At 60.0% G+C, this 14,502-nt stretch carries 13 protein-coding genes; 7 read left to right on the top strand and 6 right to left on the bottom strand.

What is annotated here, in order from left to right:
• Positions 1-20: 20 nt before the first annotated feature.
• The 6 genes from ACFDAU_RS01545 to ACFDAU_RS01520 all read right to left on the bottom strand — a co-directional run bounded on the left by ACFDAU_RS01545 (position 21) and on the right by ACFDAU_RS01520 (position 6,402).
• The gene (locus ACFDAU_RS01545) at positions 21-899 is read right to left on the bottom strand and encodes a septal ring lytic transglycosylase RlpA family protein (protein WP_413438320.1); all 879 of its coding nucleotides are present in this window, start codon (positions 897-899) and stop codon (positions 21-23) included.
• Positions 896-1,993 carry a rod shape-determining protein RodA gene (gene rodA, locus ACFDAU_RS01540; protein WP_413438319.1) on the bottom strand — a complete coding sequence of 366 codons (1,098 nt, stop codon included), beginning with the start codon at positions 1,991-1,993 and terminating at the stop codon, positions 896-898. Before rodA ends, ACFDAU_RS01545 begins: the two co-directional genes overlap by 4 nt.
• Positions 1,983-3,893 carry a penicillin-binding protein 2 gene (gene mrdA / locus ACFDAU_RS01535; RefSeq protein WP_413438318.1) on the bottom strand — a complete coding sequence of 637 codons (1,911 nt, stop codon included), beginning with the start codon at positions 3,891-3,893 and terminating at the stop codon, positions 1,983-1,985. Before mrdA ends, rodA begins: the two co-directional genes overlap by 11 nt.
• Positions 3,890-4,411, bottom strand: a complete 522-nt coding sequence (mreD, locus tag ACFDAU_RS01530) for a rod shape-determining protein MreD (RefSeq protein WP_413438317.1) — start codon at positions 4,409-4,411, stop codon at positions 3,890-3,892. Before mreD ends, mrdA begins: the two co-directional genes overlap by 4 nt.
• On the bottom strand, positions 4,408-5,295 hold the full coding sequence (gene mreC / locus ACFDAU_RS01525; protein ID WP_413438316.1) for a rod shape-determining protein MreC: 888 nt from the start codon (positions 5,293-5,295) through the stop codon (positions 4,408-4,410). The genes mreD and mreC overlap by 4 nt, the downstream gene beginning before the upstream one ends.
• Positions 5,296-5,358: 63 nt before the next feature.
• Positions 5,359-6,402: a rod shape-determining protein gene (locus ACFDAU_RS01520; protein ID WP_413438315.1), complete on the bottom strand. Its 1,044-nt coding sequence runs from the start codon at positions 6,400-6,402 to the stop codon at positions 5,359-5,361.
• A gap of 147 nt (positions 6,403-6,549) precedes the next feature.
• Here ACFDAU_RS01520 and gatC point away from each other — a divergent pair, with 147 nt between their 5' ends.
• The 7 genes from gatC (at position 6,550) to ACFDAU_RS01485 (ending at position 14,466) form a co-directional block, all read left to right on the top strand.
• Positions 6,550-6,837, top strand: coding sequence for an Asp-tRNA(Asn)/Glu-tRNA(Gln) amidotransferase subunit GatC (gene gatC, locus ACFDAU_RS01515; RefSeq protein ID WP_413438314.1), 288 nt, complete (start codon positions 6,550-6,552; stop codon positions 6,835-6,837).
• Between the two features lie 9 nt (positions 6,838-6,846).
• A complete protein-coding gene (gatA, locus tag ACFDAU_RS01510) occupies positions 6,847-8,301 on the top strand; it encodes an Asp-tRNA(Asn)/Glu-tRNA(Gln) amidotransferase subunit GatA (RefSeq protein WP_413438313.1) in 1,455 nt (484 codons plus the stop codon).
• A gap of 91 nt (positions 8,302-8,392) precedes the next feature.
• Positions 8,393-9,823 carry an Asp-tRNA(Asn)/Glu-tRNA(Gln) amidotransferase subunit GatB gene (gatB, locus tag ACFDAU_RS01505; RefSeq protein WP_413438312.1) on the top strand — a complete coding sequence of 477 codons (1,431 nt, stop codon included), beginning with the start codon at positions 8,393-8,395 and terminating at the stop codon, positions 9,821-9,823.
• Between the two features lie 58 nt (positions 9,824-9,881).
• Complete coding sequence (glmU, locus tag ACFDAU_RS01500; protein WP_413438311.1) at positions 9,882-11,258, top strand: bifunctional UDP-N-acetylglucosamine diphosphorylase/glucosamine-1-phosphate N-acetyltransferase GlmU; 1,377 nt, start codon at positions 9,882-9,884, stop codon at positions 11,256-11,258.
• A gap of 16 nt (positions 11,259-11,274) precedes the next feature.
• A complete protein-coding gene (gene glmS, locus ACFDAU_RS01495) occupies positions 11,275-13,104 on the top strand; it encodes a glutamine--fructose-6-phosphate transaminase (isomerizing) (RefSeq protein ID WP_413438310.1) in 1,830 nt (609 codons plus the stop codon).
• Between the two features lie 200 nt (positions 13,105-13,304).
• Positions 13,305-13,808: a hypothetical protein gene (locus ACFDAU_RS01490; RefSeq protein ID WP_413438309.1), complete on the top strand. Its 504-nt coding sequence runs from the start codon at positions 13,305-13,307 to the stop codon at positions 13,806-13,808.
• Positions 13,809-13,896: 88 nt separating this feature from the next.
• The gene (locus tag ACFDAU_RS01485) at positions 13,897-14,466 is read left to right on the top strand and encodes a hypothetical protein (protein ID WP_413438308.1); all 570 of its coding nucleotides are present in this window, start codon (positions 13,897-13,899) and stop codon (positions 14,464-14,466) included.
• Positions 14,467-14,502: the final 36 nt, after the last annotated feature.

The raw sequence follows: 14,502 nt of genomic DNA, 5'->3' as shown, positions 1-14,502 counted from the left end.
GCATTCAGGAGAAATTTAGTTCAGCGGACGACGCGAATCGGCTTCAGATTCATGCGCTGCTGCACTTCGCGCGCGGCCTGGTTGACGCTGTCAGGGTCAGTATAAGGTCCGAGCGCGACCCGGTAGCGCTCGTCGTGGTTGAGAATGACCAGTTCTTTGCTGCGCACATCGAGCTGCGTGGCGGCACGCGCGAGCAGTTTTTCAGCATGGGTGCGACTGGTGAAACTGCCCAGTTGCAAATACGTGCCGGAATCGCCGCTCGCTTCATGGTCGTGCGCGATGTCTTCCGGGGTGATGCTCTCCACCTCTACGCGGCCGCTGCCGCCCTGCACAATGCCGAGTTTATGGGCCGCCGTATAGGACAGATCGATAATCCGCCCCTTGTGGAACGGGCCGCGGTCATTGATGCGGACCACGACGGATTTTCCCGTCGCCAGCGAGGTCACGCGCGCGTAACTGGGCAGCGGCAATGTGGGGTGTGCGGCGGTCATCGCATACATGTTGTAGGTTTCGCCGGAAGCCGTGCGTTTGCCATTGAACCGACGTCCATACCAGGATGCCAATCCTTCCGCTTTATAACCCTTGCCGGAGGCCAGAGGGGTATATTCACGGCCCAGCGCCATGTACGGTTTACTGGTGGATTTGCGCAGCGGCTCCGCCTTGGGCACGGCATCGGGGATCGCATCCAGGTCAGGCGGCGGATTGTCGCCTGGTCCATCGTCCAGATAATAGCCTCCCGGCTTGACGGATTTCGCTGCATTTTCGCTGGCCATGGGCTGGCCGGGCTTGGTGGCTGCCCCGGCCGGCCTGGCGGGAGTTTCCGGTACGCTGCGCAGCGGCTGGCCGGCACAACCTGCAAGCACCAGGACGATTATATAGAGCGCAAATTGTGGTTTCATGATTTGAGTAACTTTCTATGGGTCTTTACGCTCATCAAAATGCCGAAGCCCAACATCACCGTGACCATCGCTGTACCGCCATAACTGACCAGCGGAAGCGGCACGCCGACTACCGGCAGGATGCCGCTGACCATGCCCATGTTGACGAATGCGTAAGTAAAAAATGCCAGCGTCAAACTGCCCGCCATCAGGCGGGCGAACAGCGTGGGCGCACTGGCGGCGATCATCAGGCCCCGCACAATGATGGCGAGGAACAGGGCAAGCAGCAGCGCGTTGCCAAGCAGCCCGAACTCTTCGCCGAATACCGCGAAGACAAAATCCGTGGTGCGTTCCGGCAGAAAACCCATATGGGTTTGGGTGCCCTGCAACCAGCCCTTGCCAAAGCTGCCTCCTGAACCCATGGCGATGGTGGACTGGATAATGTGGTAACCCGCTCCCAATGGGTCCTGGGTGGGATCAATCAGGGTCAGTACGCGCTTCTGCTGGTAATCATGCATAAAATGCCACACTACCGGCAGGCTGGCGCCCAGCGCCGCCAGCATACCCAGCATGATGCGCCAGGGCAGACCGGCAAAAAACAACACATAAAATCCCGATGCGGAAATCAGCAGCGCAGTGCCCAGATCGGGCTGTTTGGCGACCAGCGCCACCGGTATCGCCAGCAGCAGCGCAGCGATGCCGTAATCCTTGAGACGCAGGGTGGCTTCGTGATGGTGAAAATACCAGGCCAGCATCAGCGGCATGGCGATTTTCATGATCTCGGAGGGCTGGATGCGCGTCACTCCAAGATTGAGCCAGCGCCGCGAACCATTAACGACTTCGCCCACCGTGGCCACGCCGACCAGCAGCAACACGCCCACCACATACAGCGGCAATGCCAAGCTCAGCAAATATTGGGGCGGGATATTGGCCACCAGCACCATCACTCCCAACGCCACCAGCATATTGAGGCCATGCGACAGGAGCCGCGCATCGCTCTGGCTGGCTGCGCTGTATTGCACGAACAGGCTCATCACCATCAGCGTCAACAGCAATAGCAACAAAGGCGCATCGATATGCGACAGCACCCTGAGCAGCCAGCGTCTAATCCGCATGGATACCTCCTTCTGCGGCGGCCGGGTCTTTAACCACCTCGCCCTTGGGCAGTTTGCCCAGCAGATAATAATCCATCACCGCCCGCGCAATCGGGGCCGCGGTGGTACCGCCGTGCATGCCGTTTTCCACCAATACGGCTATCGCGATGCGCGGGGCATCCGCCGGCGCAAAAGCAATATAGACCGCATGGTCGCGGTGGATGGCCAAGATCCGTTTGGCGTCGTATTTCTCGCCCTGCTTGATGCCGACCACCTGGGCAGTGCCGGTCTTGGCAGCAATCAGGTAGGGGGCGCCTGCATTGGCTACCGATGCCGTGCCACCGGGACGGGTGACATCCACCATCGCCGACACCACAACCTGCAGATCCGCAGGACTGATCTTGATCTGGTTCATTACTTGGGGCGCTATGACACGACGCTGTCCGGTACGGCTATCGATAATCGCCTGCACCAGCTCCGGCCGATAAACAGTACCTCCATTGGCCAGCGCAGCCGTAGCAACCGCCAGTTGCACCGGGGTGACCAGATTATACCCCTGGCCGATACCGGCAATGACGGTTTCGCCCGGGTACCAGGGCTGTTTCGAGCGCCTGGCCTTCCATTCGCGCGACGGCAATACCCCCGCCACCTCGCCTTCCAGATCGATGCCGGTTTTCTTACCGAAGCCGAACTGGGACAAAAAGGCGTGCATGCGGTCTATGCCGAGGTCGTTGGCAAGACGGTAGTAATAAGTGTCACACGACTGCACGATGGATTTGTGCATGTCCACCATGCCGTGACCGCCTGCTTTCCAGTCGCGGTAACGATGGCTGCTGTTGGGCAGCGAGAAATAACCGGGATCGAAGATGGTGTCGCTGGGCTTGCGCACCCCGTAACTCAAACCGGCCAGCGCCATGAACGGCTTGATGGTGGAACCTTCCGGATAAGCGCTGCGCAGGGCGCGATTGAGCAGCGGTTTGTCGGGTGAGTCGTTGAGCGCATTCCAGTTCGCCGTATCGATACCATCCACAAACAGATTGGGATCGAAACCGGGGGTGCTGGCCAAGGCCAGTACGCCGCCGGTTTTAGGGTCGATGGCCACCAGCGCACCGCGATAACTGCCAAAGGCCTTTTCCGCTATTGCCTCCAGTTTGCTATCCAGATTCAGCACCAGGTTGTTACCGGAGATCGGGCTGATACGCGACAAGGTGCGAATCGCATGGCCACCCGCATCGGTTTCGACCTGTTCGGAACCCGTGACGCCATGCAGTTCGGTTTCGTAGCTCTGCTCGAGGCCGACTTTGCCGATGTGATCCGAACCGCGATAGTTGGCCATCACCCCTTCTTTATCGAGTTGCTTCAGGTCCGCGTCATTGATGCGCCCGATGTAGCCAAGCACATGCGAAGCAACGGTCCCGAGGGGGTATTGCCGGAACAGGCGTGCTTTGACTTCGACGCCGGGAAAACGATAGCGGTTGGCAGCCAGCTTCGCCACCTCTTCATCGGTGAGCCGGGTACGCAGCGGCAGCGTTTCAAAATTGCGGCTCTCGGCCATCAGCTTGGCAAACCGTTTGCGCTGTGCGGGGGTAATCTCAATCAGCTGCGCCAGTTTATTGATGGTGTCATCCAGGTTGCCGGTTTTGCTTGGCGTCAGTTCCAGCGTGTAGGCAGAGTAGTTGTGCGCCATTACCACGCCGTGGCGGTCGAGAATCAATCCCCGATTGGGGGGTGTAGGCACAACGGTGATGCGGTTGTTTTCCGCCAGGGTATGGTAGCGCTGGTATTCCAGCACCTGCACATAAAAAAACCGCGCCAGCAGCAGCAGGAATAACACCGCCACCGTCCCCGCCGCAATGGTCACTCGTTTGCGAAATCCGGCTATTTCAAGCTGGTAATTCCTGAGTTGCGCGGGCCGGATCATGGGGCATCTGCAGCACGCGGAGCCTGACGCGGCCACTGCAGCAACAGGGAAACCGGCAGCCATAACAACATACCGCTAGGAACTGCCAGAAAATATTCAGCGCCACTAAAGGCATGCCCGGCAAAAGTGGCGGCGACAATGCTGGTGAGTTGCTCGACCAATAACAGAGGGAACATTTGCAATGCCTGCTGCCACAGGTTGAAATTGAGGATGCGGCGTTGCAGCAGCAATGTACCGAACGCCGCCACGGTATAGGCCATGGCATGCTGACCGAGCACACCCCCATTCGCCATATCGGTGAGCAGCCCCAGACCCCATGCCACGCCCATGCCCACACTGCGCGGTTGCCGCACTACCCAGTAGAGCGTGACGACCAATAAGAAATCGGGTCGCCACCACAACGCCGCACCCATCCAGGGCAGCAGGTTGAGGGCCAAACCTGCCAGCAGGCTGATCGCAATCAGCAGGTTACTGGCCGCGACCGGCATGGTCGGCCCCTTGGGCGTGGCAAAGGTCATTTTGGCTTGCCTTGAGGCGCATGCTGCGCCGGCGCCTTTGCGCTGGCGGGCACGCTGTCCACGATCAACACCTGCCGATAGCTGTTTATCGCCGCTTTCGGTATGCATTCAACCCGCAGAAATGCACGGTTCGCGCTATGGTCAATACGCGCAACCGTGGCCACCAGCAAACCGGCCGGATAGATGCCGTCAATTCCGGAAGTCACCAGCACGTCGCCAATGCGTATATCTGCGCTTTGCGGCAAATAACGTACATCAATCTCGTTCTCCGCACCCTGGCCGAAGGCAACCGCGCGCAAGCCATTGCGCTGGATTTGCACCGGCACCGGCTGGCCGGCATCAGTGAGCAGCGTAATTTCACTGGTATAGGGATAGACACGGGTAACCTGGCCCAGCAGACCGATTTCATCCATCACCGGCTGGCCGGCGCGTATGCCATCCTGGCTACCGCGGTCCACAATGATTTTGCGGCTGTATGGGTCTCGCGGCACCGAAATGATTTCCGCCAGACGGGTATGCAGCGCTGTGCGCTGATGGACTCCCAGCAGGGTACGCAGACGACTGTTTTCCTGCTCCAGATCACGGTAACGCAGTACGGCACCCGCATAATCCAGGTTGCGCTGGCGCAACACGACATTTTCCCGTTGCAATTCGGCGTGATTGACGAAAAATCCACTGACCCGGTCATAGATGCCCAACGGCACCTGTACTGCCTCCTGAACCGGGAAAAGCAGGGTCGACAAGGCGCTGCGCGCGCTTCCCAGCACTTTGAAGCGGGTATCCGCAACGATTAAAGCAATACTGATCAGCACGTAAATCAGCAGCCGCGCGCCCGCGCCGGGGCCGCGCGGAAAAAGTTGCAGCTGGGCATCCCGATTAGACATGCGTTAGCGAGGTATTCCGATGACTGGGAACGGCGATGAAATACAGCAGTACTGCATTACAAATCAGGTATCCTGGGCGAATACCGCACCGAGTCTGTCCATTTCCTCCAGCGCGCGGCCTGAGCCGCGCACCACGCAGGTAAGCGGATCCTCGGCAACAATCACCGGCAGGCCGGTTTCTTCCATCAACAGGCGATCCAGGTCGCGCAGCAACGCACCGCCACCGGTCAGCACCATGCCTTTTTCGGCGATGTCGGCGCCCAATTCGGGCGGGGTCTGTTCCAGTGCCGATTTCACTGCACTCACGATATTGTTAAGCGGATCGGTGAGCGCCTCGAGGATTTCATTGCTGGAGATGGTGAAGCTGCGCGGAATGCCTTCCGCCAGATTGCGTCCCTTGACTTCCATTTCGCGCACTTCGGAGCCGGGAAAGGCCGAGCCGATGCCCTTCTTGATGTTCTCCGCGGTGGCTTCACCGATCAGCATGCCGTAATTGCGACGGATGTAATTGATGATGGCTTCGTCGAATTTGTCGCCGCCCACCCGCACCGATGAGGCATAGACGATGCCGCCCAGCGAAATCACGCCGACTTCGGTGGTGCCGCCGCCGACGTCCACTACCAGCGAACCGGTCGCTTCCGCCACCGGCAGGCCGGCACCTATCGCTGCCGCCATCGGTTCCTCGATCAGATAAACCTGACGCGCCCCGGCGCCGATCGCCGATTCGCGAATGGCGCGCCGCTCCACCTGGGTGGAGCCGCACGGCACGCAAATGATGATGCGCGGGCTGGGATGGAACATGCGCGTATCGTGGATTTTCTTGATGAAATACTTGAGCATCTGCTCGGTGATGGTGAAATCGGCGATCACGCCGTCCTTCATCGGGCGAATGGCGGTGATATTGCCCGGAGTACGCCCAAGCATCTGTTTGGCTTCCAGACCTACTGCCTGGATGGTTTTCTTGGCGCTGCCGCCGTCCTGACGTATCGCCACGACCGACGGCTCGTCCAGCACGATGCCCTTGCCGCGCACATAAATCAGCGTATTGGCGGTGCCGAGGTCAATGGCCAGGTCAGTAGAAAAATAACCGCGTAAAAATCCGAACATGTGTGTGTTTCCGCTAAAGTAGAATCGGAGGTTTAAGGCCAAGGCCGCGGGCTCGAAGACTGTTGAGTCCGGCACACCCAGGATTAGCCTTGCATAATCTGTATATGTTACCCTAACAGGCTTGTTTCCTGTGAAGATTTAAGCTGTATGTCACTCACCCTGCAAGACGTAAAACGCGTCGCCCTACTTGCCCGCATTGCCGTTACCGAAGAGGAAGCGGCGGCCTATCAACAACAGCTCAACGGCATTTTCGGCTTGATCGAAGCCATGCAGGCGGTGGACACCACCGGTGTCGCACCCATGTCGCATTCCCAGGATGTGTGTCAGCGCTTACGCGACGACACCGTGACAGAGACCGATCAGCACGAAAAGTTCCAGGCCATTGCGCCTCAAGTCGAAGCCGGGTTGTACCTGGTACCCAGAGTCATTGAATAGTCCGCTCCCATGATCAACGCAAGCCTGAAACAACTCGCCGCGCTGCTGGCCGGGAAAAAAACCTCCAGTCTGGAGCTGACGCAAAGCTACCTGGAACGCATCCGGGCGCACAATCCGGCACTCAACGCCTTTGTCACGCTCAACGCGGAAATTTCGCTGGCGGAGGCCCGCGCTGCCGACGCCCGCATCGCCGCCGGCAGTGCCGCGCCGCTCACCGGCATCCCCATCGCGCATAAGGACATCTTCTGCGCCGACGGCTGGCGCACCACCTGCGGCTCGAAAATGCTGGATAATTTCATCGCGCCCTATGACGCCCATGTTGTCAGCCAGTTCAAGGCAGCGGGCATGGTCAGCCTGGGCAAGACCAACATGGACGAGTTCGCCATGGGCTCTTCCAACGAAACCTCGTATTTCGGCACGGTGAAAAACCCGTGGGACGCAAATGCCGTTCCCGGCGGTTCCAGCGGCGGCTCGGCAGCGGCGGTGGCGGCGCGCCTGGTGCCTGCCGCCACCGGCACCGACACCGGCGGGTCGATCCGCCAGCCCGCCGCGCTGACCGGCATTACCGGCCTGAAACCCACCTACGGCGTGGTGTCGCGCTACGGCATGATTGCCTTCGCCTCCAGCCTCGACCAGGCCGGCCCGATGGCCAAGTCCGCCGAAGACTGCGCGCTGCTGATGAACGTGATGGCGGGCTTCGACGAACGCGACTCGACCAGCCTGGAACGCCCGGCCCAGGACTACACACGCGATCTGGAGCAACCGCTGGCCGGGTTGAAAATCGGCCTGCCACGCGAATATTTCGCCGAAGGATTGAGCGCCGACGTGGGCGCAGCGGTGGAAGCCGCGCTGGCCGAATACCGCAAGCTCGGCGCCACCACGGTGGACATTTCGCTGCCCAACACGCAGCTATCGATCCCGGTGTACTACGTGCTCGCCCCTGCGGAAGCGTCCACCAACCTGTCGCGCTTCGACGGCGTGCGCTACGGCTACCGTGCGCCGGATTACACCGACCTCACCGACATGTACCAGAAAACCCGCGCGCAAGGCTTCGGCAGCGAAGTCAAACGCCGCATCATGATCGGCACTTACGTATTGAGCCACGGCTATTACGACGCTTACTATCTGCAAGCACAAAAAATCCGCCGTTTGATCGCGCAGGACTTCGACGCCGCGTTCCAGCAATGCGACGTCATCATGGGGCCGACCACACCCGACACCGCGTTCAACTTCGGCGAAAAAGCCGACGACCCGGTATCCATGTATCTGTCCGACATTTACACCATCGCCGTCAATCTCGCCGGGCTGCCGGGCATGTCGGTGCCGTGCGGCTTCGGCGCCAACGGCCGTCCGGTGGGCCTGCAGATCATCGGCAACTACTTTGCCGAGGCGAAAATGCTCGGCGTCGCCCATCAATACCAGCTGGCGACAGACTGGCATACGCGTATGCCGAATACAATTTAGATCTCAGCCACGGAGATCACAGAGAACACAGAGTTGGCATTTCGATTCCTCTGTGGCTTCTGTGCCCTCTGTGGCAAAAAGGGCTGAAACTATGCAATGGGAAATCGTCATCGGGCTTGAGATTCACACCCAGCTCTCCACCCGCTCCAAAATCTTCTCCGGGGCCAGCACCGCCTTTGGCGCGGCACCCAACACCCAGGCATGCGCGGTGGATATCGCCCTGCCCGGCGTGCTGCCGGTGCTGAACAGGGGCGCGGTAGAACGTGCGGTACAACTCGGCCTGGCCATCGGCGGGCATATCAGCCGCCGCTCGGTGTTCGCGCGCAAAAACTACTTTTACCCGGACTTGCCCAAGGGCTACCAGATCAGCCAGATGGAACTGCCGGTGGTGGAAGGCGGCAGCCTCACGATCCAGGTCGGCGAGACTGAAAAAACCGTCCGCATCACCCGCGCCCACCTCGAAGAAGACGCCGGCAAGTCGCTGCACGAAGACTTTCACGGCATGACCGGCATCGACCTGAACCGCGCCGGCACGCCGTTGCTGGAGATCGTTTCCGAGCCCGACATGCGCGGCTCGGCCGAAGCCGTGGCCTACGCCAAAACATTGCACAGCCTGGTGGTATGGCTGGGAATCTGCGACGGCAACATGCAGGAAGGCAGCTTCCGTTGCGACGCCAACGTCTCGGTGCGCCGCATGGGCGAGACCGAGCTCGGCAAGCGCTGCGAAATCAAGAACCTCAACTCGTTCCGCTTCCTGGAACACGCTATCGAATACGAGGCGCGACGCCAGATCGAGATCATCGAGGATGGGGGTGTCGTCCGCCAGGAAACTCGCCTGTACGACCCGGATCGCAACGAAACCCGCACCATGCGCAGCAAGGAAGACGCGCACGACTACCGCTATTTCCCCGACCCGGATCTGCTGCCGCTGGTGATTTCCGAGGAATGGATAGAACGCACGCGCGCCGCCATGCCGGAATTGCCGGAAGCGATGCGCAGCCGTTTTGTGACGCAGTATGGCCTGCCCGTTTACGATGCCGGCCTGCTCACTGCCAGCAAGGCGCTCGCCGCCTATTACGAAGCGCTGGTGGCGGCAGTGGGTGGCGAGGCCAAAACCTGCGCCAACTGGGTGATGGGCGACCTGTCGGCCGCACTCAACCGCAACGAACTCGACATCGCCGACAGTCCGGTATCCAGCCGCCAGCTCGCTGCACTGATACAACGCATCACCGATGGCACGCTGTCCGGCAAGCTGGCCAAGGAAGTCTTCGAAGCGCTCTGGCAGGGTGAGGGCGAAGTGGATGCGATTATCGAGGCGCGCGGCTTGAAACAGGTGTCCGACAGCGGCGCGATCGAAGCCATTGTCGATGCCATTCTCGCCGCCAATCCCAATCAGGCCGCCGAATACCGCAGCGGCAAGGACAAGATGTTCGGCTTTTTTGTCGGCCAGGCGATGAAGGCCATGAAGGGCAAAGCCAATCCGCAGCAGCTGAACGACATTCTCAAGCGCAAGCTGGGTTAATTCGCCCGGCACAGCAATTGGGTATACTTGCGCGGAATCCTGATCCCGTGAGAACACCATGACCGCTCCATTCAATATTGTCGTGCTCGCCGCCGGACGCGGCACGCGCATGGCATCCACCCTGCCCAAGGTGCTGCATCCACTGGCCGGCAAACCGCTACTCGCCCACGTGCTGGACACCACGCGCCGCCTCGACCCGATACAGACCTGCGTGGTGTATGGCTACGGCGGCGATGCGGTGCCGCAGGCCATCGCCGACCCCAACATCGCCTGGGCGCTGCAGGCCGAACAGCACGGTACCGGCCATGCGGTCATGCAGGCGCTGCCGCATCTGGGCGGCTCCGGCGTGACGCTGATTCTGTACGGCGACGTGCCGCTCACCACGCTGGAAACCATGCGCGAGCTGTCTGCGCTCGCCGCGCAGGACAGCCTGGCGCTGCTCACCATCGAGCTGCCCGACCCGAGCGGTTATGGCCGCATCGTGCGCGACAGCAGCGGTGCCGTCGCACGCATAGTCGAGCACAAGGACGCCGATGCGGACGTGCGTGCTATTCACGAAGTCAACACCGGCCTGATGGCGCTGCCCACGCAGTTGCTCGCCGGCTGGCTGGCACGGCTGACCAACCACAACGCGCAGGGCGAGTACTATCTCACCGACATCATCGGCATGGCGGTGGCTGACGGGGTGCCGGTACGCACCTGCAGCCCGCGCCATGAATGGGAAATCCTCGGCGTGAACAGCAAAGTACAACTGGCGCAACTGGAGCGCCTGCATCAGGCCAATGTGGCACACGTCTTGCTGGAACAAGGCGTGACGCTGCTTGATCCGGCACGCCTGGACGTGCGCGGCACGCTGCTGTGCGGGCGCGATGTGAGCATCGATGTGAACTGCGTATTTGAAGGCCGGGTCGAGCTGGAAGATGGCGTGAATGTAGGCGCCAACTGTGTTTTGCGCGATGTACGCGTGGGCAAAGGCACGCAAATTGCGCCGTTCTCGCACATCGTCGAAGCCACACTGGGCAGCCATAACCACATCGGCCCGTACGCGCGCATTCGACCCGGCACGGTGCTGGCCAGTGATGTACATGTCGGCAACTTTGTCGAGATCAAGAACAGCCAGGTGGACGACGGCTCCAAGATCAACCACCTGTCTTACGTCGGCGACAGCACGGTAGGCAAAAAAGTGAACATCGGTGCAGGTACCATTACCTGCAACTATGATGGTGCCAACAAGCACCGCACCGTGATCGAGGACGATGTTTTTATCGGCTCGGATACGCAACTGATCGCACCGGTAACCGTAGCCCGTGGCGCAACCATCGGCGCGGGCTCGACGATTACCCGGGATGCGCCGGCAGGCGAACTCACCCTGTCGCGCAGCAAGCAATTGAGCATTACCGGCTGGCAACGGCCGGTTAAAAAACCGAAAGCATAAGCAAGAGGAAACCGTTATGTGTGGAATCGTCGGCGCCGTGGCGCAACGCAATGTAGTCCCCATCCTGCTCGAAGGCCTGCGCCGCCTGGAATATCGCGGCTATGATTCGGCCGGGCTGGTGACTGTCGATGGCGGCCTGAACCGGGTACGCAGCATCGGGCGTGTCGCCTCGCTGGCCGAGGCTGCGCAGGCGCAAAAAACCCACGGTCACCTCGGCATCGCGCATACGCGCTGGGCCACTCACGGTGCGCCCACCGAGCTCAATGCCCATCCCCATATCAGCCGCGACGACCTGGCGGTGGTGCACAATGGCATCATCGAAAACCACGAGGCGTTGCGCAGCCGCCTGCGCGAACTGGGTTATGCGTTCACCTCGGAAACCGATACCGAAGTCATCGTCCATCTCATCCACCATTACTATCACGCCGACAAGGATCTGCTCAGCGCGGTGCGCCGCGCCGTCGCCGAACTGCACGGCGCCTATGCCATCGGCGTGGTGGCGCACGATGCGCCGCACCAGCTGGTGTGCGCGCGGCGCGGCAGCCCGCTGCTGATCGGCCTGGGCATCGAGGAAAACTTCATCGCCTCGGACATCTCCGCGCTGCTGCCGGTCACCCAGAAAGTGATTTATCTGGAGGAAGGCGACGTGGCCGACATCGGCCTGCTCAGCATCCGCATATACGATGCCAGCGGCAACCAGGTGGAACGTGCCGCGCACATTTCCGAGCAGTCTTCGGAGATGGCCGAACTGGGCAATTACCGCCACTTCATGCAGAAGGAAATCCACGAGCAGCCGCGCGCGCTGGCGGACACGCTGCACGACGCGGTGGCCGGAGAAAGTCTGATGCCCGAGCTGTTCGGCTTTGAAGCCGCCGAAGTATTCAGCCGCATCAACGCCGTCACCATCCTCGCCTGCGGCACCAGTTTCCACGCCGGCAAGGTCGCCAGCTACTGGATCGAAGCGCTGGCCGGCATCCCGTGCCGCGCCGAAATCGCCAGCGAATACCGTTACCGCGACAGCGTTCCCAATCCCGATGCGCTGGTCATCACCCTGTCGCAATCAGGCGAGACCGCCGACACCCTGGCGGCGCTCAACCACGCCAAAGCACTCGGCCATCAATACACCCTGTCGATCTGCAACGTGCCGGAATCGGCGCTGGTGCGTCAATCCAAATTGCGCTTTCTGACCCGCGCCGGCCCGGAGATTGGCGTGGCTTCCACCAAAGCCTTTACCACCCAGCTCGCCGCACTGTTCCTGCTCACGCTGCTGCTCGCCAAACAGCGCGGGCGCTTGACGCCAACTGCCGAGGCCGCGCACATCCAGTCACTGCGCGAGCTCCCCGGCAAAGTGCAGCATGTACTGGCGCTGGAACCCGAGGTGGAGCGCTGGGCGGAACGCTTTGCCGACAAGCAGCACGCGCTGTTTCTGGGACGCGGCATGCACTATCCGATCGCCATGGAAGGCGCGCTGAAGCTCAAGGAAATCTCCTACATCCACGCTGAAGCCTACCCGGCTGGTGAGCTCAAGCACGGCCCGCTGGCGCTGGTGGACAAGGACATGCCGGTGGTGGCGATCGCCCCCAACGACACCCTGCTGGAAAAGCTCAAATCCAACCTGCAGGAAGTCCGTGCGCGCGGCGGCGAGCTGTATGTATTTGCCGATGCCGACACCCACATCGCTCCCAGCGAAGGCATCCACGTGCTGCAACTGGCCGACCACGCCGGGCCGCTGTCGCCCATCCTGCATACCATCCCGCTACAAATGCTGTCTTACCACGCCGCCCTGCAAAAAGGCACCGACGTGGACAAGCCGAGGAATCTGGCGAAATCGGTGACGGTGGAATAATCGGCTGGATCCGTGGCCAATATTCCACCCAGACAGACCGAAAACCCACACGGGAGATGCCAACCCGATTCCAAATGCACGCTTGTCGTAACATGCGACTTCATGGCAAATTTGCGAATAGATAGTTGGGGTGAACGAACCATGAATCTATCCATTACTTTGTATCCGGGATGATGCGTAACAGTCAGGAGAAGACAAAAATGCGACCCCTTTTGCGTATATTCCGATTCATTCATGGGCTGATGGCTATTCTTTTTGCCTGCGCTGCGCTCATGCTTATCGCAATTGCCACTCGCATAGGCTGGCTGGCCTTCATTGATGGATTAAATCGAGTTGCCGCGCAAGGCATTATTGAAGCCGTTGGCCTATTGGCCGCTGCTGTCGTTGCTTTACAGATTGCCGAGACGATTTTTGAAGAAGAGGTCATACGCGATGCCGACATCAGCGCACCGACCCGGGTACGACGATTTTTGTCTCGATTCTTCGTGGTTGTCATTGTCGCACTGGCGATCGAGGGACTTGTTGCAACATTCAAGGCCCTGCACGAAAATCCCGCGCAACTCCCTTATGCGGCAAGTCTCTTGGTGGCAGTCGGCGTGCTTCTCGCCGCCTGGGGTCTATTCGTGCATCTCAATCGCTCTGCCGAGGAATTGGAGCCGGAGGCAATGGCCGAGGCAAAACGGGAAGACCACAAGCTCAAATAGTCTTTACCGACGTATGCCATTATCTCTAAGAGAGGAGACACATCCACCGCGCTGCATGCAACGCCAAACACCACTCATCTCAAACAGCATGAAAAAGGCGCTTCGCTTTCTGCGTCCAAAAAAATTGCGCCCACTGATTGAATTCAATTTAACAAAAGGGGTTTGTATGAAAGCTATACATGGATTGTTTGTGGTGGCCTTGGGCTGTCTCGCGGCAGTATCTGCTCAAGCCGAGGACGTTGTGCAAGTGTCTTCACTCATTCCTTATCAAAGCGATGAGGTTGCGAATGAAACTGTGCGCAAGGAATGCAACTGGAATACCACCATGCCGCTCAATTTGGCCAAGGAGTCCGAAGGGCGCGTGAAAGTCGCGGAGCAAAACTTTGATACGATAACCGGCAAAAAGCTGGTGCTGGTTGCCACTCATCTCCATACACTCGGTGGTGGAGGCTGGACAGGGCCTAAGTGGCTGGTGCTGGAAGGGAAGCTAATGCAAGGTAACAAACTGCTGGGGAATTTCGAAGTCAGGCGCCAGACGATTCACGGTTCGCTTCGGGCTTGCGGGACACTGGAGTCGCTCAGCGAGGAAATTTCGGAAGATATTCTGAAATGGCTTAAAGAGCCAGGTTTGAATGCCAAACTGGGCGACGCGGGCTAGCAGGACAGGCCATTGCGAAGCAATCGTGGAGCCACG

The organism is Sulfuriferula sp. GW1 (genome assembly GCF_047300855.1).
GTDB lineage: Bacteria > Pseudomonadota > Gammaproteobacteria > Burkholderiales > Sulfuriferulaceae > Sulfuriferula.
Note: the sequence above shows the minus strand (reverse complement) of the source record. Positions and strands in the feature narration are given on the sequence as shown.